This is a genomic window from Parabacteroides sp. APC149_11_2_Y6 (assembly GCF_054506995.1).
The window spans coordinates 4,911,380-4,937,349 of record NZ_CP173709.1; the positions used below are offsets into that span (position 1 = coordinate 4,911,380).

Consider the following 25,970-nt stretch of genomic DNA (forward strand, 5'->3'; position numbering starts at 1 on the left):
AAATAAACCATAGTTATGATTTTCCCAATTCATACTTATGATTTCGGAAAATGATAACTATGGTTTGCTTTTTGGGATATGAACTTATTTACTTAATTTCCATTCGGCCCCATCCTTCGTATCCTTGATTTCGAAACCGAGAGCTGTCAGTTCGTTGCGGATTTTATCGGAGGTAGCCCAGTCCTTGTTAGCTTTTGCCTGCTGGCGGATAGTCAACAATAAATCCATCGCTTTACCGAAGGTTTCGTAATTGTTTCCACCTGCGGATGCTGCTTCGTCTTTCATTCCGAGGATATCGAAGATGAATGTATGGAATACCTCTTGCAGTTCTTTCAGGTCTTCGGCAGAGAGAGTGCCTTTTCCGTCCTTTACCGTATTGATTGCACGTGCCGCATCAAACAGATGGGCAATAACAATCGGCGAATTCAGGTCGTCGTTCATGGCATCGTAGCATTTGCGGCGCAGGTCTTTAACCTCGACTGTCGAAGCATCGGATGCTTTCAGCTTCATCAGATGGGAATAAGCATCCAATAAACGTTCCAGTCCTTTTTCTGCGGCCTGCAATGCCTCATTACTGAAATCGACCGTACTGCGGTAATGCGCCTGAAGAATAAAGAAACGGATGGTCATCGGCGAATATGCCTGATGCAACAGTTTGTTGCTGCCGGAGAAGAACTCTTCGAGTGTGATGAAATTCCCCAAAGATTTACCCATCTTTTGCCCGTTAATGGTAATCATATTGTTGTGCATCCAGTAATGAACCATATCGTCGCCCTGTGAAGCCACTGCCTGTGCAATCTCGCATTCATGGTGCGGGAAAATCAGGTCCATGCCGCCGCCGTGTATATCGAAATGTTCACCCAGGTATTTCTTGCCCATAGCCGTACATTCGCAATGCCAGCCGGGGAAACCGTCGCTCCAGGGTGAAGGCCAGCGCATGATATGTTCCGGTTGTGCGCATTTCCAAAGAGCGAAATCTATCGGGTTGCGCTTTTCATCCTGTCCGTCCAGACTACGGGTCGTATTCAGCATATCGTCGATATTACGTCCTGAAAGTACCCCGTAATTATGATCTTTGTTGTATTTCTCTACATCGAAATATACGGAGCCTTCGCTTTCGTAAGCGTAGCCGTTGTCCAGTATTTTTTTTACCAGTTCGATTTGTTCGATGATATGACCGGAAGCGTGCGGTTCGATGCTGGGAGGAAGTACGTTCAGTGCTTCCATCGCATGATGGTAACGGTTCAGGTAATATTGTACCACTTCCATCGGTTCCAACTGTTCCAGACGTGCTTTTTTTGCGATTTTGTCTTCGCCGGCATCGGCATCGTGTTCCAGGTGTCCAACATCGGTTATGTTGCGTACATAGCGTACTTTATATCCTATATGCGTGAGATAACGGAACAGCAGGTCGAATGTGATTGCCGGACGCGCATGTCCCAAATGAGCGTCGCCATAAACGGTAGGACCACATACATACATACCCACATGCGGTTCGTGCAGCGGGATGAACTGTTCCTTTTTTCTTGTGAGTGTGTTGTAAATACTTAATGGATGTTCCATATCTATCTAATTTTAAGAGGGACAAATATAGGAATAATCTTAGCCTTTGCCAACGGGAGGGGGAGGTATTAATGTAAGTTTCATCTATAACTATTTGCGGGAGGTGTGTCGGTGCCTAATCTGACGTGCCTTCAGAGCCTCGTCTGACACGGCTTCAGATTAGGCACTGACACACCTTCAGATTAGGCTCTGACATGGCTCCCGCCAAATAACTTGAAAATATGGGGAAAACAGCCTGGCCTGATTTAATATACATACGAATCGACAAATTATATATAATGTATGATTTTATCAATAGTTTTATACCCTTTAGGGTGTAAAATCAATTACCCAATTATTATTTATACCTTATCGGGTGTAAGTATTAGTTTTGTTTTGTTATTTTGCAATCCGATTTGTATCAATCAATTAAACGTATACGTATGAAATTAAATCTATTCATTTTTTGTGTGTTAACCGTCTTATTCCCATCTTGTGTGAAACAGTCGTATAATCTGGCGGATTATGGTTTGAAGCCGGATACGAATGAAAACGCTTCCCCTTTATTTGCAAAGGCTCTTCAGGAGATTGCCTCAGCAGGAAATACGGATTCCATTGTGATAGTGTTGCAGGAGGGACGTTATGATTTTTATTCGGAAGGGGCTACGGAACGGGAATATTTCATATCCAACCATGACCAGGATAATCCCAAATCCGTGGGACTTGCTTTTGAAAATATGAAGCATATCGTGTTCGACGGGCAAGGTTCCGAACTGGTTTTCCACGGGAGGATGCTTCCTGTTTCATTGATTCATTCGGAAAACTGTACGTTGAAAAATTTCAACATTGATTTTGAGAACCCGCATATCAGCCAGGTGAAAATATTGGAAAACGATACCGTGGCAGGCATGATTACCTATGAGGTAGCTCCCTGGGTGGAATATGAAATCAGGGACAGTGCTTTTGTTGCAAAAGGCGAAGGCTGGGAGCATACTCCTGCTTGGGGGATTGCCTTCGAAGGCGATACAAAACGCCTTGTCTACACAACCAGCGATATTGCCGTGGGAACCCGGAAAGTTACGGAGATAGCTCCCCGCAAGATAAAAGCTCCGTGGGTGAACAAGAAATTAATACCGGGGACAGTGGTTGTGATGCGTGGTTATGGACGTCCCACTCCCGGTGTATTCCTTTCCAACGATACAAACACGAAACTGGAAAATATACAGGTGCACTATGCTGAAGGTATGGGCTTGCTGGCGCAGATGAGCGAGAATATAACATTGGACGGCTTCTCGGTTTGCCTTCGTGGAAAGGATGATCCCCGTTATTTTACAACGCAGGCGGATGCCACTCATTTCTCCGGCTGCAAGGGAAAAATCGTGTCTGTAGGCGGAATGTATGAAGGTATGATGGATGATGCCATCAACGTACATGGAACCTATCTGAAAGTACAGAAGCGGGAGGACGACAAAACATTGGTAGGTGAATATATGCATCCGCAGGCGTACGGTTTCGACTGGGGCTTTGTGGGAGATACCGTTCAGTTTATCGACGCTAAGACGATGGAGATTATCGGGCAACCGAACCGGATTACTGCTATCCAAGCGGTAGACAAACCGGATAATAAGGGGGCTAAGCAGTTCCGGATTTCTTTTGAACAGGCACTTGAACCGGCTATCGCTGAAACCGGCTCATTCGGTATCGAGAACCTGACATGGACTCCGGAAGTTTATTTTGCCGACAATGTAATCCGCAACAACCGGGCACGTGGGTCGCTATTCAGTACACCGAAACAAACAATCGTGGAGAATAACATATTCTATCATACATCCGGTACGGCTATCCTGTTGTGTGGCGATTGTAACGGCTGGTTCGAGACAGGAGCTTGTCATAATGTGGTAATCCGTAAGAATAGGTTTATCAATTCGCTGACGAATATGTTCCAGTTTACAAATGCCATTATTTCCATTTATCCTGAAATTCCCGACTTAAAGTCGCAGCAGAAATACTTCCACAGCGGAATCGTGATTGAAGATAACGAGTTCGATACTTTTGATGTGCCAATTGTATATGCCAAATCGGTGGATGGGCTGGTATTCCGTAATAATATTGTGCGCCAAAACCATGATTATCCGGCATTCCACTGGAACAAGCATCGTTTCTTCTTCCAGCGGGTGATTCATGTGGATATTGAAAATAACCGGTTTGACGGAGGATTCGACCCTGCTAAAGATATACGGATGGAAAACTGAGACAGTATGCCGGTCAGCTGTTGAGAGCCAGCAGCTCTTCAATCATTGTACGGTCGTTGGTCAGGCGGGGGATTTTATGCTGCCCGCCTAATTTTCCTTTATTTTTCAGCCATTTATAGAACACGCCTTCTTTGCCGGTAATGATTTCCAACGGTTGAAGTGAAATCTCCTTGTAGCGTTTCGCTTCATAGTCGGAATTAAGTTCCTGTAGGGTCTTATCCAACAGTGCGGCAAAGTTCTCTACAGACGGCGGCATCTTTTCAAATTCGATGAACCATTGGTGCCTTCCTTTGGCTTTGTCGAGCATGAAGAAAGGGGCTGCCGTATATTCTTTTACCTTGGCTCCGGTGACGGCGCTGATTTTGCTGATTGCTTTGTCTGCATTGTCTACCATCAGTTCTTCCCCAAAGGCATTGATAAAGTGTTTTGTCCGTCCTGAGATAACGAATTTATGCGGGAAAAGGGAGGTGAAACGTACGGTATCTCCAATCTGATAACGCCATAATCCGCCGGAAGTGGTAATTACCATAGCGTAGTTTTTACCGGTTGTTACAGCTTCAAGCGGAAGAACGGTCGGATTTTTTCTCCCAACTTCATTCATCGGGATAAATTCGTAGAAGACTCCGTAATCCTGCATCAACAGCAAGCTGTGGTCCGATGGATCGTCCTGTATGCCGAAAAAACCTTCTGAAGCATTGTATGTTTCCATATAATGCATTTTGGAGGAGGGTATTAATGACTTATATTGCTCACGATACGGCTCGAAACTGATACCACCGTGGAAAAAAACTTCCAGGTTGGGCCATACATCCGTCAGATATTCGCGTCCGGTCTTTTTCAGTATGGCTTTGATAAGCACCAGCATCCACGAAGGGACACCGGAAAGGCTGTTTACATCTACTTTGTAAGTGCTTTCTACAATTGCTTTTATTTTGCTTTCCCACTCGTCCATCAGGATGATGCGTTTGCTGGGAACGCGAACCAGATTAACCAGCGGGTTGAGGTTCTGTAACAAAACCGCCGAGAGGTCGCCGCAATGTGAGTTCTGATTCAGGGGAGAGGGGCTGTGGCTGCCACCGAGTATTAACCCTTTCCGGGCGAAGAAGTGGCTTTCCGGATTGTTGCGAAGGTAAAGGGCTACTGTGTCGAAGCCGCCCTGGTAGTGGCAATGTTTCAGGTTTTCAGGGGTGACGGGAATAAATTTGCTCTTATCGTTCGTGGTCCCGCTACTTTTAGCGTACCACTTTACCACCGAAGGCCAGAGGACATTCCTTTCTCCGTTTATCATGCGGGTAACGTATGGCTTCATATCATCGTAGATTTGCAGAGGCACCCGCTCACGGAATTCTTCATATCCGCGGATACTTTTAAAATCGTATTTTTTTCCCCATTCCGTGTTTTGTGCAGTTGAAAGAAGGGATTGCAATTGCTTTCGCTGGATACTGTCCGTATCCTGCGCAAACCGTTGGATTTCCTTTTGCCTGGGGCGGAAAAATAATGATATGGCTTTTGTTAAAATATCCATGCTCCATTTAATTGAATCAGGTGCAAATGTAGGCATTCTCTTTTTATTTATATCTTTGCCATATACATAATTAACAAAACGATGAAAATAGGTATCCTCTCTTCAGGCGGCGATTGTCCCGGTATCAATGCGACAATTCGTGGCGTGGGTAAAACTGCAATTATGCATTATGGTATGGAAGTGGTTGGCATCCACAGTGGTTTTGTGGGGCTTCTGAACAAAGATATTCAAGAGTTTGATGAACGAAGCCTTTCCGGTATCCTGAATTTGGGGGGAACTATTCTTGGGACTTCGCGCGAAAAGCCTTTCCGTAAACTACTTGCTTCCGGCGAGAGTGAGAAACCGCAGATTATAATGCAGAATTATAAAGATTTAGGATTAGACTGTCTGGTTTGTATAGGTGGAAACGGTACCCAGAAGACGGCTGGTATGCTTTCTGCTCTGGGATTGAATGTGGTAGGGGTACCTAAAACGATTGATAATGATGTATGGGGAACGGATATCACTTTCGGCTTCAATACGGCTGTAAATATTGCAACCGATGCAATCGACCGCTTGCATTCTACCGCCAGTTCCCATAAGCGTGTCATGGTGGTCGAAGTGATGGGGCACCATGCCGGCTGGATTGCCTTGTATGCCGGTATGGCCGGTGGGGCTGATGTTATACTGCTTCCCGAACTGGGCTACGACATGGATAAGATAAACGAATCGATTCTGGAACGCGCCCGCCGGGGTAAACCCTATTCCATTGTAGTGGTGGCGGAAGGAATTAAAACTCCGGATAAAAAACGCCCGTCGGACTATATTACCCGGGTGATAGAAGAGACAACCGGTATAGAATGCCGCGATACGGTATTAGGCTATATCCAGCGTGGTGGAAACCCTTCTCCTTTCGACCGTAATCTGGCAACCCGCTTGGGCGGACATGCTACGGAACTGATTGCCAAGGGGGAATTTGGGCGTATGGTCTGTATGAATGGAGACAAAGTGGACTCCATAGCCTTATCCGAAGTTGCCGGAAAACTGAAATTAGTTACTCCGGAACATGATTTGATTTTACAGGGAAAACGAATGGGTATTTCGTTCGGGATTTAAGAATCAACCTTCTGTTTCTGTAGCCGGCTGACCGTTTGTTTCTGCTTCTTCCGGCAGTTCTTCAAATTCGTGGTCGGCTGTATTTTCGCCTGTCTGCTTTTTCTTCAATTCCGAGATGTATTGTTGGAATTCCCGGTCCGTACGCAATTTCTTGATTGCCATTTTAGCAGCGCATTGTTGCGATTCTTTCTTGGAATATCCGATGCCTACGCCTATTTGCATGTCGGAGAGGGTTACGCCTGTCTGGAATACAGGATTACCGTCGTTATCTACAAATGATTCGATAAGGTCGAATGTGATTTCCAGCTTGTTTTTCTGGCTCCATTCTATCAGGCTGGATTTGAAGTTTACTTCTTTGCGGGCAATCGTATCCAGGTTGATGTATTTTTTGATAAGGACATCCTGTATGAACTGGTAACATTGCCGGTATCCCTGATCCAGATAAATGGCTCCGATTAAAGCCTCCAGGGCATTTCCGTACATGTGGTTGTTGTGGGTATTCAGTTTTGCGGAATAGACAACCATTTTGTCTAATCCCAGTTCCACCGCTATACGGTTTAATGTTTCACGTTGTACGATTTTGGAACGGGTATTGGTAAGGAATCCTTCCCGTTTGTTTTGGAAATGTTTATATACAATATCGGCTACGATTGCATCCAATACAGCATCGCCCAAGAACTCCAGACGCTCATTGTTCAGCCATTTTCCGTCACCGCTCTCCACTGAGGATGATTTGTGAAGGAATGCCTGTTCATATAAGTGGATGTTGTCAGGGTAAAAACGTAATATCTTATATAAAGAAATATAAGGCTCCTTATTTTTATTTTTCAGGAGCCTTATACTTTTGTATAATCGTGTAAGCACTTTATTTCACGAATTTTTTTACAATCACACTCGCATTGTGTCCTCCGAAACCGAAGGTGTTGGACAATGCAATGTTAATATCTCTCTTCTGTGCTTTATTAAATGTAAGATTCAGACGAGGATCAAATTCAGGGTCTTCGTCTCCTTCTGCGTGATTAATCGTAGGAGGCACGATTCCGGTCTGAATAGCCATGATACAGGCTGCAGCTTCCAAAGCTCCGGCAGCACCCAGCAGGTGACCGCTCATTGATTTGGTTGAACTGATATTCAGGTCGAATGCATGATCGCCGAATACATCCATGATTGCTTTGATTTCCGATGGATCGCCTACAGGAGTAGATGTACCGTGTACATTGATATAATCTACTTCTTCCGGTTGGATACCTGCATCTTCCAAAGCATTTCTCATCACCAGTTTAGCACCGAGGCCTTCCGGATGGGTAGCAGTAAGATGATAAGCATCAGCCGACATTCCCGTACCGATTACTTCGCAATATATTTTAGCACCGCGTGCCAAAGCATGTTCCATTTCTTCCAAAACAAGACAAGCTGAACCTTCTCCCATAACAAATCCGTCCCGGCTTGCGCTGAATGGGCGAGAAGCTGTTTCCGGCGAATCATTCCGGGTAGAAAGAGCGTTCATCGCATTGAAACCGCCAACACCACCTACTGTGATGGCTGCTTCGGCTCCGCCTGTTACAATCGCATTTGCTTTTCCTAAACGGATATAGTTGAAAGCATCGGATATCGCATTGGTAGAAGAAGCACACGCCGATACCGTAGCAAAATTCGGTCCTCTGAATCCGTACATCATCGAGATGTGTCCGGCAGCAATGTCGGCAATCATCTTCGGGATAAAGAACGGATTGAAGCGTGGGCCACGCTCTTCGTCGTATCCTCTTAACTCGTCTTCGAAAGTTTTAATACCTCCAATGCCCGCAGCAAAAATAACACCGATACGATCCAAATTCTCTTTCTCGATGTCGAGAGCCGAGTCGGCTACAGCTTCTTTAGCGGCAACCAATGCATATTGGGTATAAATATCGTATTTGCGTGCTTCCTTGCGGTCAAAATGTTGTGAAGGATCAAAGTTTTTTACTTCGCAGGCAAACTGTGTCTTGAATTTTGATGCATCAAAATGAGTAATAGGTCCAGCTCCACTTTTCCCATTGATAAGACCCTCCCAAGTTTCTGCGAGGGTGTTACCAAGAGGTGTAATGGCTCCCAGACCTGTTACTACAACTCTTTTTAATTCCATACCTTTGAATAAAGGGGTTGATTACTTAGCGTTAGCTTCGATATAAGCGATAGCGTCACCTACAGTTGTAATCTTTTCTGCCTGATCGTCAGGAATAGAGATACCGAATTCTTTTTCGAATTCCATAATCAATTCAACTGTGTCAAGAGAGTCAGCTCCTAAGTCGTTAGTAAAGCTTGCTTCGTTAGTAACTTCTGTTTTTTCAACACTCAGTTTGTCAACGATGATATCCTTTACTCTTTCAGCTACTTCAGACATAACTTTTTCAATTTAGATTAATAAATACGAATATACTTTTTAAATTTGCAGTGCAAAGAAAAGAATTTTTTATGTTACAAAACAAATTTAATGAGCTAAAAATGCGGAAAACTGCACATTTTTTCTTTTCTTGTGCATTAAAACAATCAAAAATATGAAAAACATAGCGATTTTTGCTTCCGGATCGGGTACAAATGCCGAAAATATAGCCAGATATTTTTCTAATAGTGAAACTATTAAAGTGGCTGTAGTTTTATCAAATAATAAGAATGCCGGAGTGCATGCCCGGATGGAAAAATTAAATATTCCTTCAGTTTCTTTTACGCGTGAAGAATTTATAGAAGGAACGGCTGTGCTTGCAAAACTTGCGGAATATGATACGGATCTGATTGTATTAGCAGGTTTTATGAATAAAATATCCGATACTTTATTAAAAGCTTATCCCAATAAAATTATCAATATCCACCCCGCATTATTGCCTAAACACGGTGGAAAAGGCATGTATGGAATGCATGTACACGAAGCAGTGGTGGCAGCCGGAGAGAAAGAGTCCGGAATAACCATTCATTATATTAATGAGAATTATGATGAAGGGGCTGTCATTTTTCAGGCAACATGCCCTGTATTACCCACCGATACGCCGGAAGGAGTGGCAACCAAAGTTCATGCCCTCGAATATGCTCATTATCCTCATGTGATAGAGGAGGTTTTAGCGTAATTTGTTCCGGTTGAAATGCGGGCCTGCTTTTATTAAAAAGAACAAGGTAGATATGACTGTCAGGCAGGCTCCGAATAAGTAGGCATGGTTGAATCCCCCAAATTCCTGTGCGATGCTTCCGCCCATCATCAAGCCGATTCCGATGCCGACGTCCCAACTGGTAAGGTAAGTGGAGGTTGCCGTTCCACGTTGGTTATTAGAAGCCAGGTTGACAAATAATGTATTGAATGCCGGAAACATGGTTCCGAAGGCAACGCCTTGCGAGAGTGCTATACCTATATATAAATAAGAGGTAAACGTACTGTCCCAGCGCATTAATCTTTCCAATGAAGCCAGAGCGAAAAAACTGATACAGGCCAGGTACATTCCTAACGAGATAACTAGTGTAATCCGTCCCTTATCCACTTGCCGTCCCGAAAACAAACGGGAAACAGCGAGCCCGATGGCCATAAACGTAAAATATAACCCGGAATTAACGGATATGCCTATTTCTTCCGCATACATGGCTACATAGGTGGTTGTCATTCCGTATGGAATGGAAAGCATAAGGAGCGAAATACCTGCCCAGGTCCCTTTTACCAAAAAGAATCGGTCCAATGAAACAGGCTCTTTTTTTATGGGTTGTTTATAGGGTGTTTTTACCAGATAAGCCATCATAAGGCCAAGAAAACAGGAGATAAGAGAGCAGGAAAATATTGTTTCGTATGAGAAACTGGCATGCATAAATAACCCGGTCATCGGTCCGAAACTCATCGCGAGGTTGTTCGCTAACCCATAATATCCGATTCCTTCCCCACGTCTGGAAGATGGCAATATATCTATCACAATCGTATTGCCGGACACCGTAACCATTCCGAAGGCGAACCCGTGAAGAATGCGTAATATAATGAAGATACTCAGCAGGCTGGCCACTATATATCCTGCGAATATAACCATGAAGACTGCATAGGCCAGAAGGTATAACGGCCGGCGTGAAAAAGTATCCAGCAGGTAACCCGAGAACGGGCGGATACAAAGACAGGCAAGTGTATAACATGACAATATGAATCCAATCATGGATTTATCTGCCATAAACTGTTCTTTCAGGTAAAAAGGCAGGATTGGCAAAATCAGATAGAATGCAAAAAACAACAAAAAGTTTGCTGCCAGTATATAACAGAAACTGGGTGATACAAGTTTGTCTTTAGTCATTGCCGGTAAATCGTTTGTAATAAAATTGTCTGGTTTTATAAAGAGAATCCTAAATTTTGCAATAAGTTGATTTCTTCAGGCGTTGCGTTTTTAATGGTATACGCCTGAAACTCCCTCGGATGATGGTAGTAAGTTCGGAACCACTCGAATTTGTCCGTTTCTTCCCGTAAAGATTTATCTATAATCAAAGGGTTGAAACTTGTTAATATTGCCTGTTCTATCCTGTGGTCTGTGAAGGTATTAAGGTTTATAACCGGATTTTCCGGTGCCGGCGGAATAACCTCTCCTATTTTCTCTATTTTTATCCCGAAAAATGTTTCGATGTTTTGTAAACAGGTACGGGTTCCATTCGCTTTGCCATCTGCTGAAAATCCTGCTATATGCGGAGTTGCGATTGCTGTATTATCCAGCAGCTCGCGGCTGATAGCAGGCTCGTTTTCCCAGCAATCGATAATCAGTTCGCTGATTTTCCCTTCTTTTTTTGCTTTAAGCAGGGCGGCAGTGTCGTGCACGGCTCCACGGGACGCATTGATGAAACAGGGTTGTTTTTCGAGTTTGTTGAAAAAGTCTTCTCCTGCCAGATGATAGGTGGCAAAACGCCCTTCTTTTGTCAAAGGCGTGTGAAAAGTTACGATATCTGCTTCCCTGGCTATCGTATCCAGAGATACAAATCCCTTTTCCCCTTCTTGTTCCTCACGTGGCGGGTCATTTCTTAATACACGCAGGCCGTATGCTGTACAGAGTTTTTCAACTTCTTTTCCAACATGTCCGACCCCGACGATTCCAATTGTCTTACCTTGTAGTGGTTCGTTCCTGCGAAGAGATAAAGTAACCAAAGATGCCAATACGTATTGTGCTACTGAAACGGCATTGCATCCCGGTGCATTTTTCCACGTAATGCCTGCCTGGTCACAATATTCAATATCGATATGGTCGAAACCGATCGTTGCAGTTGTTATTAGCCGGACACTGCTTCCTTCCAATAATTCGCGCGTACATTTATCAATACTTCTGACGATAAGTGCATCTGCATCTTTTATATTTTGCGGAGTAAACTCTTTTGATGTGAAATACCTGACATCGGCTATCGGTTCTGCAATCCCTTTCAGATAGGGTACTGTATTGTCGGCGACTATTTTCATACTGCAACATGTGTTTTAGGATGACAAAGATAGTGGATATTGATCAGGTTGCCGTACTTTTTATGCTTCCTTTATCATTCTTGAATTTTATATAGCCCAATCGTGTATATTGTGCTCCGTAACTTTCATAAGAGCCGGTAACTCGTGCGGATGCAATATAAAGAATCTCTCCTGGTTGATAAGCATGTACTAATGCCGGCAATTGTCCGGAAGTAGAACTGGGCAAGGTAGATGAAAAAGTAATTTGAACCAGGTTTCCACTTAAATCGACAGCCGTAACCCGTTGGCGAACATAAAATTGCGGGGTAGTCCCTACTAACCGGGTTTTATAGGGGTCATCTTCCAACCGTACTTTAATTACTTTAAGGGTGATATTGTCTAATTTCTCCCCCTTCTTCCCTAAGTAGCGGCTGACCGGGCGTGCTTGCTTTCTCTTGCTAAGCAAACGGTCTGAATGGATTGTATTGTAGGCTTGTGCCATTTTTACAAAACGTTCCTGTTTGGGTATCCTTGCCGTAAAGTTGAAGGCTATCCAATTGATATATCCGGGGTCTATCCTCAGTACCTCATAAAGGAAATGCCCCTGATACTTACCAAAAGAAATCAGGTCTTCCCCATTATGCGCCATTCTTTTCTCATTATATTCGGTAATTAGCACACAGCGGTTTACATACCAAAGTTGTGTAGTTACAATCCGGATGGAGGTAATGATGTCCGGATGAATGTCTTCAATAAACAGGATAGGCCGCCGTTCCAGTAAAGGGGTGAAAAACCAAAGGCTACAATAGGAATTTCCGTCTCTGGGTAAGACGATTAGGTAACATCCGGCTTCTTTATAAGAGATCCGGTTTTTATTATAAGCATTCAACTTCTCATACAGAAGATTCTGTTCCACTTCCGATAAGTGAGGTAATCTTGGATTTGCCATATTCTTTCCTCCCTTTTTGTCAAATATAGAAAAAAAGAAGGACTTTTCAAAATCCGGCGAAAGATGTTCCTTTACTTTTGGCTTATTTATGCCGTTGAATTAAAAAATCGACCCGATCTTTTCCCAAAAACAACCCGAAGAAAAATTCTTTTGACGATTGTTGAAAGTATTTTTTTAATATGTTATTTTTTCTTTTGATAGATGTGTTATTTGTTTTCTATAGTAATCAAAAGTAAATTTCATAAGATTAAAATCCGGGAAAGATGCCGTCGAAATTTAAAAAGCAGGCTATGATTCTTTCTCTTTCTTAGCACTATACCAAAGACAGAAGATGCTGAGAAGAAGAAGCATCCCGATTATGATATTCTTTATCATATAGGAAGGTGACAGAAACTCCCCGGAAGGAATAGATGCTACCATGAAAATTGCCAGTATGGGCAGGAGTATTGCGGCTTTCTTTGCCTTTGCCTTGGTCTTTTTTGTCCGCTCTTCTTTTTCTTCGGAAGTATTCATTTCAGTCTTTTTCATGATAACTTAGGTTTTTGTTTGTGATGAGATAAATATAGGTATTTTTTACAAAGATACCATTAGCTTAATAATTTGAGCTGTACCCGAACGGTTTAAGTTCGGTTGAATCTTTTATTTCTTTCAGGTAACCTTGGTCTAATAATAAGATTCATCTAAGCGATCTGACCGGACAGGAATGCTTTGTGTGTTTGAACTTTGTCATTGATACGAATAAAACTTTTTTCACTAGTCATTGTCCCAAAAATGATTTTTAGCAATGTGGATTTTCCGCAACCATTCCTGCCGAATATAGCGATTCGTTCTCCTGGCTTACAACATAGATAGATATCTGTTAGTAAGTCGATGTTGCCAAAAGACTTTACAATACTGTCTACTTCAAGGCATTTGCACATAAGCGGATGATTAAGAATATGGATAAAATAAGAATCTCCCAACAGCAAAAAGAAGAGAGCCAAAGTGTCGTTTTTCGTATTCCCTGGTTATAGTAAAAGTAATAAACTTCTTTATAACTCAATTCTTTATATGCCAGATCGAAGAAAAGCCCAAAGGGAAAACATACTATATAATTTGAAGGGTGATAGGTTTCCGGGTCAATCTGTTGCAGGAAATGCAGTAACAAGCTACCGGCTATCTGAATAATCAAAGTAAGAAGTATCGTACTTTTGAAAAAACAAAGGTGCAACTGTATGGCTTTTATATATTTACTTGTCATCTTTTACAATTAAGATAGATTGAAGATAGGTTGTTTTTTGGTTTTTAGTGTGATTTATTCGATATTTCTTGAATAGATTTTTAGTCCCATGCAAAAAGGAATTTTCTCAAATCTATTCAGTACTATTTTTTTATACAGACTATGTGCTGAATATAAGGGGAATAATAGTTCCCCTGTTCCATAGATTTCTATCATTTCTATAGTGATGCCTATTTTTCCTGTCGGTATATAAGTTATGTTTTCCGGATAGATCGTTGTAATTGCTTTATTTGTGTTCTTAGTAATGGTCTTATGTATTGGGAGAATAAAGATAGGGGTAGCATTTAGTTTATCATCTATCTGATACATATTGATTCTAATTTTTACACTGTCATGAGTGCATTTCAATAGGGGTATTTGGATTTCTTCTAAGAGGGCTTCTTTCATATTGAATAAGATACCCATTTCTTCACCTAAACTATCTATTTGAATACTGCCTTTGGGTATGCGGATTCCTTTATTTTTTAACCATTTTCCTTTTTTTGGAATGATTTGTATTTCAGGGATGTCTATTATACTATCTTCTAAAATTATAAGGTTATCTTTTCCTGTAATAAGTTCATGGATTTCCTTGAGGCATTTTTTATAGGAGAGATGGGTAAATGTTAGTTGAGTGTTTTTTAATGAGTCTGGAATATGTAGTTGGAAATATCCTTCCTTGTCAGAGATACAACCTACATTGTTATTCTCTATCCCAATACTTGTGTATGGAATTGCAACCTCTTGTACATTTTTTGTATATCCTTTTACGTAAAAAGTTTGGCAATTACAATGAACTGCCAATATAAGAAAAACAATGATCGGGAATATGTATCTCATTGCCAGTGTTTTCTATGATGGTAAGATTAATTTCATTTATGAATTGGAATCCTTGATTTGTACTCTTTTGGATACAAGTAAATAAATCAGGAAAGTTCCTAATCCACTAACGAATGAAATAATAAAAGATACAATAGTTTTTTCTCCAAAAAAACAGAAAGACATGAGACTGAATAGTATGGATAATACAAATCTTGTATAATTATTTTTACTAATCCCCAATAGGAGAAAAAACATTAATATAGGAAAAAGTATCTGGCTTATCAAGCTATAATCATGATTGTTGTATTCGTTTACTAAGGTGATTACTAAGAAGAAAGTTAAACACCATTGGGTAAAACCGAATTTTTTGTTTGCAATACCAGGTTTTCTGTTTAAATCATTATTTTTCATAAAAATGTAATTTTGAAGGTTTACTTGTATGAATCGCACTAATATAAGAATTTGTATATTATTTTAACGTTATTATGTGGTTAAATTAATGTTAAGCATGTTTTATGCTATAATTGGCATTGCTCTTGGAACAAGTTAGTTACTTTGTGTCATGTTGTTGATAAAAGTTTTACTAGACATGAACTGTGTTAGAGTTAAATAGCCGAAAGCAATGGAGTCTTCCTGTAGAGATAGTAGTATATCCGTGAAACTGTAATAACCCAAATATGAATAATATTATCACATTGTAAATCCTGTAAATAATTCATACTTAAAGCTTCTTTTGTTATATGGAAATAGCATTACACTGGGATAAAATAATAAAAATATGGGTTTAGTGTTGAAATCTAATATCAATCTGAGTAACATTATAAAAAATACTCCTGATAGTATATGTCTTTTAATTTTTGGACTTTAGACATAGCTTCCTTTTTTATAGAATATTCAATTTGTTTGAAATCTTCTTTATTAGGATAGAACTCAATATTCTTATCTTTAAGTAGTGAAAGCGTGTCTGAGTAAGAAAAAAGATGTTCTATATTATGAGATGCGACGAATATGGTATGCCCTTGTTCTTTAAGGCTTAACAGCAATGCTGTAATGAATGTGGATGATTTGAAATCCAGCCCATTGAAAGGTTCATCTAAAATTAAGAGGTCGTTATGTTGTAAAAGGATACCTAATAAGTATAACTTTTTTAGCATTCCGGTTGAATAAGTGGTTGCATATCTATCTAAAGGTAGGTTGAAAAGTTGATTTAACCGTATTTTTTCTTCTTTGTTGAGAGGAACCTTCTTAGCTGTTACATAAAAATTTAGAAATTCTTCTCCTGTAATCATCGGATACATATAAAGTTCTGCCGGAAGATATCCGAATGTATAGCTGTCGGGTATCATTTGCTTTCCATTAAATGGTATCAGGTTTGCCATACAATGGAATAAAGTTGTCTTTCCAGCTCCATTTTCTCCCAAGACGCCGTGTATCATGCCTAAAGAATAGGTTTGATGTATATTTTCAAGAACTATATTGTTATTGTATTTCTGTTGCTCAATTTGTAGATGTAGGTTCGGCATATACGATAGATTTTAAATTCAGGTATGCTATAAAATATAAAATACTTAGTAAAAAGAGACTACAGATTATTCCTGCTAATGGTATTTCCGAAATGATAACTCCTGATACGATCAAAGCCATACCAAAAATAACAATTGCTTGTAATCTGTTTGGGTAGCAACAGTAATAACTATATAACAGGAATAGAGAACTTACAGTAACTCCAATTATGCAATAAAGAATAAGTAAGCTGAAAAATTTGAATATTAAAATTAGAGTCACAGGGATTATTAGAGAGATTAGTATATTGTATATTAATTCAGTCGTTTTTCTGATAAGTATGAATGATATGTTTTTATAGATTATCAGAAAATATCTTGAATCAGTATATGTGTTATAAGCAAGGAAACAAGGCAGGCAGGTAATCCAAATCAGTGAAAAGCAAATTAAATTTTCATTCTGGCTATATAAGCCGGCTAATGTGAATAAAAGTCCGGCAAGGTAAAGCCATAAACCTTCAGCTCTCCAAGTTGAAATCCATTGATAGGCGGAGAGGGAATAGGGGGTGAGTATGATGAATTTACGTTCATATTTAATCTGATTAAAGAAATAGAGGGAGATGCTTCCTGTAAGAAGTACAGAGATTCCAATTGTGATATTTAAAATGATGAAAGGGATACTAACTAAAAAACACCGGATGAAAAATAAAGGTCTGATCGGTATGTTTAAAATTTTTATGAGTATTTTTTCTTTTGCATTTAATTTGCAGAACCAGTTTCCTACGACTAAGAATGCTACTAAGCAATACAGATAATGTGTGAGGGATAATACTAAATCAGATGTAGCAAGTATATATCCGCATAGGAGTAGAATACCTAAAAATAGAAATCGGATGAATAAAGGAAATTCATTATATAATCTATAGTAAGATAATATTTTTAGTTTGATATAGATTTGTAGATTTTTCATTATATAATCTATTAGATTGTAGAATGAGAAGATATCCATGAAAATCAGATATCTTCTCATTTTTCTTTAATTTACTTCTTGTGCAAGAAGTAATAATAGTCCAGTGATTACACATACGGCTAATATGCCTCCACCATCAATTGTAGTCATTTCTTTTTGACTTAATTCTGATAATTTTAGATTATTCATATTTATTACAATAAAATCTACTCTTTCAAAGCTTTTCGATACCCGCTTCCCAATTTTTCAGGAAATTGAAGAACCTGTAAATAAATTGTTAACTTGCAAGTCTTTACAAAGATCATGTTTTTCAGTGCAATATAAATGCACTATTTTTGAAAATGTTTGTTGTTGTTCTGAACAATATAATTATTTTCATCACATTTGAGATCTAATGCTTTTATAATAAAGTTAAATTCAAAATCATTAGCATAATAAAAAGTAGATTTTCTACGATTATACTCTATTTCAGCGCCAACGTCTTTTAGTTCATCCAATAGATAATACAGTAGGCGGCGGCTGATATGTAGTCGTTTTGCGAACTCATCAGGTGTACCTGTTGCCTCTTTTTGAATAAGAGCATGTATTTGGCAGGCACGATCTATCGTTTTAAATAGTTGCATAATAAATAGTTTACAAGTTAAATCAATCTATCTCATCCACTTGTTCTCTCCACAGGCGTTTGTAGATGCCATCTGCTATCGAGCAAAGTTCTTTATGGGTGCCTGTTTCTACTACTTGTCCTTTATCGATTACGACAATTCTGTCCGCTCTTTTGACTGTGCTTAGACGGTGGGCAATAATCAGGATTGTTTTTCCTTTGCCGGCGAGTGCATCTAATGTTTGTTTTACATACTTTTCGGAGATGGAATCTAAAGAGGAAGTTGCTTCATCGAAAATTAATATGTCCGGTTCTTTGTATAAGGCACGCGCTATGGCAAGCCGCTGGCGTTCTCCGCCCGAAAGTGAAGCACCATGTTCGCCGATATGGGTCATATACCCTTTAGGTAGTTGCTCGATAAATTCTTTTAAGCCTAATTGCTCGATTAAATCCATAATATGCTTCATGTCCGGTTGCAAATCTCCGATGGCTATATTTTCAACAATTGTTCCGGCAAATAACTCAATCTGTTGTGGGACGGTAGCGACCCTGCGACGCAGGCTTTGGTTGCTGATTTGTGCAAGATCATAACTTCCAATCCGTATTTGTCCGGATTGAATGGGATAAATATGCTGAAGCAAAGAGATAAGCGTCGTTTTGCCGGAACCACTTTCACCGATAATCGCAGTTGTTTTTCCTTTTTCTATAATCAGATTCAATGATTCGAATACCTGCTTGCGGGAACCATATCGAAAAGAAACATTTTCGAACGTGATATCGCCTATCATTTCTGTTTCAAGAGTGATTTTCTGTTCGTCATTCTGTTCCTGTTCGAGGTCCATAATCTGGAACAGGCGGTCTGCTGCTATCATGGCTTCCTGAATTGTCTGGTTGGAAGTGATTAGGGAACCGATAGGGGATAATACATACCCGATTAAAGAATAGAAAACCATTAATGTGCCGGGTGTCAGTTCCTGGTCGATAACCTGCAAACTGCCAATCCAGAGTACGGCTACGGTAATACCGGTTGAAATGAATTGGATACCTCCCTGTGCGATAATAGCTCCATAAATACTATGGTACGTATTTTTGAGCAAATGCACGAAGCGGCTTTCGGTTTTCAGGTTGGCAAAGTCTTCTATGCCGAAGCGTTTTATGGTGGAAATAGAATGAATCGATTCCACCAACTGGGCTTCCAGGTCGGCACTTCTTTCCATGATATTTCGCTGGTATTTGCGGTTCAGTTTATTGAACAACCAGTAAATGACAAAGAATAACGGTGCCGAAAGCAGTGTAACCAAAGCCAGTTTCCAGGAATAAACAAACATCAGGCAAACGGAGAAGAAAAGAATCATACAGTTTACAACAAGGTCTAATGATACGTTATTGATAAAGTTGCGTATTTTGACTGCATCGTTTACTCTGGAGATAATTTCTCCGACCCGCATGGTATCAAAGAATTGTTGTGGCAACGTGAGCAGGTGTTTATAGTAACCTAATATTAATGCGGCATCTATCCTCTGTCCCGTTTTCAGGGCTAAGATACTTTTCATGGAACCGATAAACGTACGTAAGACTAAAATCAGCAGCATGATGATTCCCATCAGGTTGAGCAGGTTGATATTTTTATCGATTAACACATAATCCGTAATTTTTCCAATGTATACGGATGTGGATAATCCCAATATACTATAAATCAACGCTCCGAAAACAGCTTGGAACATCACGCTTTTGTGGGGAGCCAGCAACGACAGGAATTTGCGTGTCATGCTAACCTTCATATTCCCTTGCTTGAATGTCTCTTCCGGTTCCATCAGGACAAGTATGCCCGTCCATTCTTTTTGGAATGCTTCGTTCGTCTTTTTGTGCATCTGTCCGTTTCCCGGATCCATATAGGTGATGTGGGTCTTTGTGACTTTGTAGATAACGACAAAATGTTGGAGCACTTCTTTTACGATGATATGGGCAATGGTCGGTTTGGGTACTACGGATAAGGCTTCAAACTGTGCCCTGACCCCTTTGGCGGAGAATCCTAATTTGTTGGCAGCTTCAATTAAGCCAAGAATGTTTGTCCCTTTCTGGTCGGTGAAAGCATATTGACGGATACGTGCTACAGGATATTGTAGTCCGTAATGAGCGCAAATGGAAGCGAGACATGCTGCACCGCAATCTGTTATATCATGCTGTTTGATGCGAATTCCTTTTTTCATACTTTGATTTCTAATTTTTAGCAATTATCCGGTCTGTTTTATATTGTGTAGGATTAGCCCAGTCGTCCATCTTTTGGTAAAGCAGGTCAAACAGGGAACGTTCGGTAATCATGAAATGTGCATTTACGGTCATCCCTTTTTTTAGGTATCCCTTTTTACCTGTACTTTTCAGGGTAAGATAATTCTTTTCCATCCGGCATTTTATTTTGTAAAAAGAGTTACCCTGGCTGTCTGTCAGAAAGTCGGATGAGATTTCTTTTACCTTTCCGGGGAGTGTACCCCATTCATTGTAATTAAACGATTCGACCTGTATATTGACCGGCATATCGATATGCAGGAAACCGATGTCCCGTGGCGTTACATAAATTTCGAAGCAGAGGGTGGAATCGGGACTGATTACAGCTAAGGATTGTCCTGTCTGGATATTGCTCCCTTTATAAATACCCGAAAACTGATCGGCGGTTCCGCTAACCGGACTGCGTACGATATACAGGTCTTTATTCTTTATTTCCTGTTTTTGGTTTGTTTTCATTTCATTATATAAATTCCGGTATGAATTCTGGTCTGTCCTCCACGTACTGATTTGACTCTCTTTGAGTGATGCCAGTTCATTTTGGTGGCTTTGGTACTGGAAATAATATTTATCGTATTCTTCTTCCGAAATTACTTTTTTCTCAAATAAAGTCTTATTCCTCAGGTATTCTTTTTTTGCCTGGGCAAGCGTTGTTTCCAACTCGTTTTTCCGGCGGATAAAATAATTGTATTCTTGTTGGCGTACGGGTGAACTGAAAGTGGCAGGGACTTCTCCTTTTGCCAAATAAGCCAGATCGGCAAGATGGGCTTCGTAATCATTCAACCGGTTTGACTGGTAATTTATTTTGTTGTCTGCATTGTTTGTGCGGAAACGGAGCAGGATATCACCCCGGTTCACTTTTTCTCCTTCCCGTACGAAAACTGAATCGATATATTCCGTAACAGCCGATTTGATCTCTGTTTTTTCCGTAACAGGCCTTACGATGCCACTTCCCTGAATGGATATATCCACATATATAAATGGCAGTGCAATCAGGGATATGGTGATTGCTCCTAAAACAACCCAATAGATTATCTGGGATTTTGTAGTGTGGTGGTAGATGTATGTCTCAATACTGTTTTCTATCCATTCATTCGGCAGTAACATTGCTTATCTTGTTTGATTCGTTTATTCTTCTGACACAAATATATGGATAGAGAAAAGTCAAGAAGGTTATGGGTATGTTATCATTAGGTTAATGGCTTTGCCCTGATTGTTGTCATAATCAGCACTTTTATTGCCTGATATCTCCATTCCCGTCCCTTCATACCCGGGTGTGAACAAGGCTGAGATGTGGGTCTGGATGGTAGTGGGGCCCGGGTCTTGGCAGGAAAAGGTGGTTGTTTTGGGAAGAAAAACAATAGGTTTTCTTTCCTTTTCATTGAAGTCTATCTGTTCTAAGTAGTTATTTTGTATTCAATTATTTTATTATCTCTTTTTACTTTTATCAAAATAGAGCTTTTGCTACAGAGATAATTATTTATCTGACCTGAAAGGACATATTCTTCATCTAAGTGAATGCTATTTTGGTCAATATCTATTACTTTGTCTTTTACTTTTAGTCCTGTTTGCTCTGCTTTTCCGCCTATTTCAATGGAGGTTACCTGTAAAGTCCCATTTAATAGACCAATCTCGAAACCAAAATTTGAACGACTATAGTTGTTCGTGTCTATTAGGTTTATTTTTCGGGGCTGTATGTATAGGTTTGAAGATCTGGGACCTTCTTTTGATTTTTGATAACCGAGAATGAAATTGAATTGTTCTATAAATCTGACTCCTATTAGATTCCTGTTTGTCAAAGGATAGTAACAAAGTTCGCAATCAGGTATTTGAAAACCATCCCATTCAATAGTTATCCCGGGAAAAACGTATGTTGTATCGATTCTTTCTGAAGTACGTGCATTTAAGTATTTTATGCATGGTGATTTATCTTTCAAAAGCTGAAATATTTTTTTGTCAATACTTATTTCTCCTTGATAACCCAAATCGAAGCTAAATTTATAACTGTCTGATAAAAGTGGAGAATTTAGAATTATTTTATTCTCTATCAGTCCATCTTTTATTAAATGAAAGCCTTGTGTCTTTAATTGAATCTGGTGATTATTTTTATTGAAAAATAACGTTAGCTTGTTTTCATCCAAAGAAAATTTCCAAGTAAAGTGTTGTAATATGTCTCTCCCTATAACCTTTTTATATAAGAGATTGTGTATTGCGTTCGTTTTTGTGATGCCTTTAAATAGAGGTTTTTGAAGTTTCTCTTTCTCTATTGTCAGGCTCTTTAATTCATATAAGGATAACTTTTCCATTTGGCCATAAGTATTTTTTACAAAAACAGGATAAGTTCCCCAATACCGGGCTTTCATCTTTTGTAAGGTTTCGATTCTTGCTAAGCTTGTAGCTCTGGTGTCCAGGATGAAACTTTCTTTTGGTAAATTATCCAGTTTCGACATAATACAAAAGTATCCGTTAGGATCTCTTAATAAAGGTAATTCAATATTGAAAGTGTCGGATAAATTGTTTCCTACCCCATCCAGTTTAACATTGAGCCTATAGATCCAAGAGATGGCATAAATAAAATACATCAGTCCTAATACAAGGATTGTTGAAATGGAGATGATGAATATTTTCATTACTATAGCATCTTTAGATGCGATTGGATAAATTAAAAGCGTTATGATATTATTTTTGTAATCAGGCAAACATATTATATAGTTGTATAAATAAAGATAGTAAAACATAGATAGTTAGAACAACTATTATTCTCTTCTGATTTTTTATCTTTTGTTTTAATTCTTCTTCTGTATTCATAGGAGTTTTGTATATATAAGGGATAAATTAAAAGTAATTTATCCCTTGGTTATTAATTATTTGTAAGCATAAGAACCATTGGAAGCTGATTCGATGCTTCCATCCCACATATCTTGTAGAAAATTCATAAGAACTCCTCCAAATGTACCTAACCCTGAGCCAACACTTTTTGTAAATTTATCTCCACCATTTATTTCTGATAGTTCGATAGTGGACAAGTCCTGTAGTAATCTTTCTTTTTCCATAATTTATCTTCTTGTGCTATTGTAACCCTCATTGAAACCTTCTGCAAAATCATCCCAATTGTTATATAGATAAATAGCAGCAGATGCGACTGCTATTACAAATTGAACATAACCTCCGTTCATTTCCATACATTCTTTTTCTGTTAACTCTTTCATAATTTTGTGATTTAAATTAGACATAAATGAAAAATCTTTATTTTGATGTTGTAAAGATATCTTGATAGGTTGTTTGTTTAAGTTATCTTGACGTTATCATTTTGTTATATTTTCTAATCAACATTTATATATTGATAAGTAACAATGCCGTCAATACAAACAAGAACGCATACAACTTGTCCTCCATTTGTGTGTTGTAGTTCGTTTTCTGATAATTCTTGAAATAAAATTCTCTTTGATTCCATAATATATATTTTTTAATGATAAATACGAAGTGCAAATGTATAAGACTAAGACTATTTGGTATATTATCAGAATGTTATATAATATAATGAGAATGTTATTATCTTTGTCAGATTCAACAGATTATTATAAAATGAATAAGATATATGTACGATTAATAACAGGGGGAGCGCTTATCTCTATATTATTGTTGCAGATAGTATGGTTGTATCATACATATACATTACTTCAGAGAGAAATACAAGTTAAGTCATATAGTGTTTTGCAAACTTCAGTTGAACTTGAGGCTATCCATAGAGTTCAAAATGTTTTTAGACGGGACAACCCGCCGCAACAGATAATGGGGGGACCTGCTGAACAACATGGGGAAATTGGAAATCAGTCTGTTTATATTCAGGAAGAGTTAATAAAGTGGGGAGAAACATTATCTTTATCTATGTTGGATAGTATTTATATTTCTCAATTGAAATCTGTAAATATTCTAACAGATGTGGTGTTGAATCATATTTTTGTAAAAGATGGGTCCGTTATTGAATCAACAGCTTCTTCTCCAAATTTTCATTGGGGAATAATTAAAACACAGATTATTCCTATCCGGCTTGATGGCTCCGAAGGTATACAAGCTATTTTGTTAAATCCTTATTGGACTATTTTTAGACGTTTGGGGTTATTGTTGATAGCTACAGCCTTGATGATGTTGTTTGTTACTGCTTGTATTATTTACCAGATACGTATTATTGCCAGGCAGAACCGGATTGCAAAAATGCGGGAAGATTTCTCATCTGCAATGATTCATGATATGAAGACACCACTAAGTTCTATTCTGATGGGGATACGTATCTTGCAGAGTGGTAGGTTGGAGGATAAACCTCAGAAAAAAGAAACGCATTTCAGAATTATAGAAGAAGCAGTAGGGCATTTATTGAATTTGACAAATAAGGTGCTTACCATTTCTAAAATGGAAACGGATAAGTTGGATTTAAATAAGGAACAATTTGACATTACTCCGTTATTGTTGGATTTAAAAGAAAAATTTATTGCTAAAACAAAGAAAGCTGTTATATTTGCGATAAACGTTCAAAATAAAAATATCTGGGGGGATAAAGAATATTTGAAAGAAGCGGTTAGCAATTTAATAGATAACGCGATTAAATATTCGGGAGAAACAGTACATATCGATATTTTGGTTCGCTCTGAGGGAGCATATACTTTAATACGTGTGAAAGATGATGGTTTTGGTATTTCGCATGAAAATCAAAAAAAGATATTTGAGAAATTTGAACGTGCCTCTGCTACAGGAAGAAGTAGTAAAGGTGGAGCTACGGGATTTGGGCTGGGACTGAATTTTGTACAGGGGATAATAGAGACCCATCAGGGTAAAGTTCAATTGGATAGCATTGAAGGTGAGTTCAGTGAATTTACACTATATATACCTAACTTAATCGAAAAATTATGACTAAATTATTATTAGTAGAAGATGACGCCAATCTTTGTTATATGATTCAGAGTGGTCTGGAAGATGTGATAGGAGACTACGAAGTGACAGTCGCTGCTAATGGTCTGGAAGGGCTGGCTGCTTACCGGGTTAATAAGCCGGATGTGATTGTTACGGATGTGGAAATGCCGGAAATGAACGGCTTTGAAATGGTAGAAAAAATTCGTGAAACAGATGGTGATATTCCTATTTTATTCGCTTCGGCTGTACAAACCCCTAAAAGTGTGACTTCCGCTTATCTGTTGGGGGGAAATAATTATATAAAGAAACCTTTTAGCCCGGAAGAACTGAATGCGCATATAAAAGCAATTCTGAAATTGAAAGAGGGCAGCCGTTTCAGGAATGAAACAAATTGCTATAAGTTAGGACGGTTTGAATTGGACGCTGCACATGCTATCCTGGAGAATGAGAATGGAGAGCGCGTAGTTTTAACGGCACGGGAGGCGGGTATCCTTCAGCTATTATGTGAGAATAAAGGTCAGGTCGTAAAGCGGGAATCCATATTAAGCCGTTATTGGAATACGGAAGAGGATTATTTTGCATCCAGAAGCTTGGACGTTTTCATTTCTAAATTACGAAAGCATCTGGCTGCCGAACCGTCTGTAAAAATAAAGACGGTAAAAGGGGTCGGGCTGATGCTTGTAATTGAATAGGTTGTCTACATCACAGAAATGATATTTATCTGTAAAGATATTTTAAGGTCAGAAAATATTAACTCTAATAATATCTCTAACAGTCAAAATAGTTCTTATAAAAGAGTATGCGGAGATATAATCCTAATTTATCAGATATTTATACCTCCGACAGACTCATT

At 39.2% G+C, this 25,970-nt stretch carries 25 protein-coding genes; 5 read left to right on the top strand and 20 right to left on the bottom strand.

Features of this window, described 5'->3' with window-relative positions; translation table 11 throughout:
- Window positions 1-84: 84 nt before the first annotated feature.
- Window positions 85-1,563, bottom strand: a complete 1,479-nt coding sequence (gene cysS, locus ACGE0T_RS20010; RefSeq protein ID WP_459188331.1) for a cysteine--tRNA ligase — start codon at window positions 1,561-1,563, stop codon at window positions 85-87.
- A 422-nt stretch (window positions 1,564-1,985) separates the two neighbouring features.
- On the opposite strand from cysS, the gene ACGE0T_RS20015 reads away from it, so the two are divergent.
- The gene (locus ACGE0T_RS20015) at window positions 1,986-3,794 is read left to right on the top strand and encodes a right-handed parallel beta-helix repeat-containing protein (protein ID WP_459188332.1); all 1,809 of its coding nucleotides are present in this window, start codon (window positions 1,986-1,988) and stop codon (window positions 3,792-3,794) included.
- 13 nt (window positions 3,795-3,807) lie between these two features.
- On the opposite strand, the gene ACGE0T_RS20020 is transcribed toward ACGE0T_RS20015, so the two are convergent.
- On the bottom strand, window positions 3,808-5,319 hold the full coding sequence (locus tag ACGE0T_RS20020) for a GH3 auxin-responsive promoter family protein (protein ID WP_459190525.1): 1,512 nt from the start codon (window positions 5,317-5,319) through the stop codon (window positions 3,808-3,810).
- Between the two features lie 81 nt (window positions 5,320-5,400).
- Between ACGE0T_RS20020 and ACGE0T_RS20025 the strand changes: the two genes are divergently transcribed.
- Window positions 5,401-6,414: an ATP-dependent 6-phosphofructokinase gene (locus ACGE0T_RS20025; RefSeq protein WP_459188333.1), complete on the top strand. Its 1,014-nt coding sequence runs from the start codon at window positions 5,401-5,403 to the stop codon at window positions 6,412-6,414.
- A gap of 3 nt (window positions 6,415-6,417) precedes the next feature.
- On the opposite strand, the gene rnc is transcribed toward ACGE0T_RS20025, so the two are convergent.
- The 3 genes from rnc to ACGE0T_RS20040 are packed head-to-tail and all read right to left on the bottom strand — an operon-like array spanning window position 6,418 to window position 8,794.
- Window positions 6,418-7,278 (bottom strand): ribonuclease III, encoded by an 861-nt coding sequence (gene rnc / locus ACGE0T_RS20030; RefSeq protein ID WP_459188334.1) that lies wholly within the window; start codon window positions 7,276-7,278, stop codon window positions 6,418-6,420.
- Window position 7,279: 1 nt separating this feature from the next.
- On the bottom strand, window positions 7,280-8,536 hold the full coding sequence (fabF, locus tag ACGE0T_RS20035; RefSeq protein WP_459188335.1) for a beta-ketoacyl-ACP synthase II: 1,257 nt from the start codon (window positions 8,534-8,536) through the stop codon (window positions 7,280-7,282).
- Between the two features lie 21 nt (window positions 8,537-8,557).
- A complete protein-coding gene (locus ACGE0T_RS20040) occupies window positions 8,558-8,794 on the bottom strand; it encodes an acyl carrier protein (RefSeq protein ID WP_122274597.1) in 237 nt (78 codons plus the stop codon).
- A gap of 154 nt (window positions 8,795-8,948) precedes the next feature.
- On the opposite strand from ACGE0T_RS20040, the gene purN reads away from it, so the two are divergent.
- Complete coding sequence (gene purN / locus ACGE0T_RS20045; RefSeq protein WP_459188336.1) at window positions 8,949-9,512, top strand: phosphoribosylglycinamide formyltransferase; 564 nt, start codon at window positions 8,949-8,951, stop codon at window positions 9,510-9,512.
- Here purN and ACGE0T_RS20050 read toward each other — a convergent pair.
- The 15 genes from ACGE0T_RS20050 to ACGE0T_RS20120 form a co-directional block, all read right to left on the bottom strand.
- Window positions 9,504-10,703, bottom strand: coding sequence for an MFS transporter (locus ACGE0T_RS20050; protein WP_459188337.1), 1,200 nt, complete (start codon window positions 10,701-10,703; stop codon window positions 9,504-9,506). The genes purN and ACGE0T_RS20050 overlap by 9 nt on opposite strands.
- Before the next feature lie 35 nt (window positions 10,704-10,738).
- A complete protein-coding gene (gene pdxB / locus ACGE0T_RS20055) occupies window positions 10,739-11,845 on the bottom strand; it encodes a 4-phosphoerythronate dehydrogenase PdxB (RefSeq protein WP_459188338.1) in 1,107 nt (368 codons plus the stop codon).
- A 43-nt stretch (window positions 11,846-11,888) separates the two neighbouring features.
- Entirely contained in the window at window positions 11,889-12,773 is an 885-nt protein-coding gene (locus ACGE0T_RS20060; protein ID WP_459188339.1) for an exodeoxyribonuclease X C-terminal domain-containing protein, read from the bottom strand.
- A gap of 288 nt (window positions 12,774-13,061) precedes the next feature.
- On the bottom strand, window positions 13,062-13,301 hold the full coding sequence (locus tag ACGE0T_RS20065; protein ID WP_459188340.1) for a hypothetical protein: 240 nt from the start codon (window positions 13,299-13,301) through the stop codon (window positions 13,062-13,064).
- A gap of 152 nt (window positions 13,302-13,453) precedes the next feature.
- Window positions 13,454-13,693, bottom strand: coding sequence for an ATP-binding cassette domain-containing protein (locus ACGE0T_RS20070; RefSeq protein ID WP_459188341.1), 240 nt, complete (start codon window positions 13,691-13,693; stop codon window positions 13,454-13,456).
- Window positions 13,672-14,013 carry a hypothetical protein gene (locus ACGE0T_RS20075; protein WP_459188342.1) on the bottom strand — a complete coding sequence of 114 codons (342 nt, stop codon included), beginning with the start codon at window positions 14,011-14,013 and terminating at the stop codon, window positions 13,672-13,674. Before ACGE0T_RS20075 ends, ACGE0T_RS20070 begins: the two co-directional genes overlap by 22 nt.
- Window positions 14,014-14,067: 54 nt before the next feature.
- Window positions 14,068-14,871 (bottom strand): peptidase associated/transthyretin-like domain-containing protein, encoded by an 804-nt coding sequence (locus tag ACGE0T_RS20080; RefSeq protein ID WP_459188343.1) that lies wholly within the window; start codon window positions 14,869-14,871, stop codon window positions 14,068-14,070.
- A gap of 800 nt (window positions 14,872-15,671) precedes the next feature.
- The gene (locus tag ACGE0T_RS20085; RefSeq protein ID WP_459188344.1) at window positions 15,672-16,376 is read right to left on the bottom strand and encodes an ATP-binding cassette domain-containing protein; all 705 of its coding nucleotides are present in this window, start codon (window positions 16,374-16,376) and stop codon (window positions 15,672-15,674) included.
- Window positions 16,377-17,654: 1,278 nt separating this feature from the next.
- On the bottom strand, window positions 17,655-17,948 hold the full coding sequence (locus ACGE0T_RS20090) for a helix-turn-helix domain-containing protein (protein WP_459188345.1): 294 nt from the start codon (window positions 17,946-17,948) through the stop codon (window positions 17,655-17,657).
- 22 nt (window positions 17,949-17,970) lie between these two features.
- Entirely contained in the window at window positions 17,971-20,136 is a 2,166-nt protein-coding gene (locus ACGE0T_RS20095) for a peptidase domain-containing ABC transporter (protein ID WP_459188346.1), read from the bottom strand.
- Between the two features lie 10 nt (window positions 20,137-20,146).
- On the bottom strand, window positions 20,147-21,316 hold the full coding sequence (locus tag ACGE0T_RS20100; protein ID WP_459188347.1) for an HlyD family efflux transporter periplasmic adaptor subunit: 1,170 nt from the start codon (window positions 21,314-21,316) through the stop codon (window positions 20,147-20,149).
- 290 nt (window positions 21,317-21,606) lie between these two features.
- Entirely contained in the window at window positions 21,607-22,839 is a 1,233-nt protein-coding gene (locus ACGE0T_RS20105) for a hypothetical protein (protein WP_459188348.1), read from the bottom strand.
- 234 nt (window positions 22,840-23,073) lie between these two features.
- Window positions 23,074-23,262, bottom strand: coding sequence for a hypothetical protein (locus ACGE0T_RS20110; protein WP_459188349.1), 189 nt, complete (start codon window positions 23,260-23,262; stop codon window positions 23,074-23,076).
- 3 nt (window positions 23,263-23,265) lie between these two features.
- Window positions 23,266-23,418 (bottom strand): lactobin A/cerein 7B family class IIb bacteriocin, encoded by a 153-nt coding sequence (locus ACGE0T_RS20115; protein ID WP_459188350.1) that lies wholly within the window; start codon window positions 23,416-23,418, stop codon window positions 23,266-23,268.
- Between the two features lie 113 nt (window positions 23,419-23,531).
- The gene (locus ACGE0T_RS20120; protein WP_459188351.1) at window positions 23,532-23,663 is read right to left on the bottom strand and encodes a bacteriocin; all 132 of its coding nucleotides are present in this window, start codon (window positions 23,661-23,663) and stop codon (window positions 23,532-23,534) included.
- 35 nt (window positions 23,664-23,698) lie between these two features.
- Between ACGE0T_RS20120 and ACGE0T_RS20125 the strand changes: the two genes are divergently transcribed.
- Both ACGE0T_RS20125 and ACGE0T_RS20130 read left to right on the top strand, forming a co-directional pair.
- Window positions 23,699-25,117: a sensor histidine kinase gene (locus tag ACGE0T_RS20125; RefSeq protein WP_459188352.1), complete on the top strand. Its 1,419-nt coding sequence runs from the start codon at window positions 23,699-23,701 to the stop codon at window positions 25,115-25,117.
- On the top strand, window positions 25,114-25,809 hold the full coding sequence (locus ACGE0T_RS20130) for a response regulator transcription factor (RefSeq protein WP_459188353.1): 696 nt from the start codon (window positions 25,114-25,116) through the stop codon (window positions 25,807-25,809). Before ACGE0T_RS20125 ends, ACGE0T_RS20130 begins: the two co-directional genes overlap by 4 nt.
- Window positions 25,810-25,970: the final 161 nt, after the last annotated feature.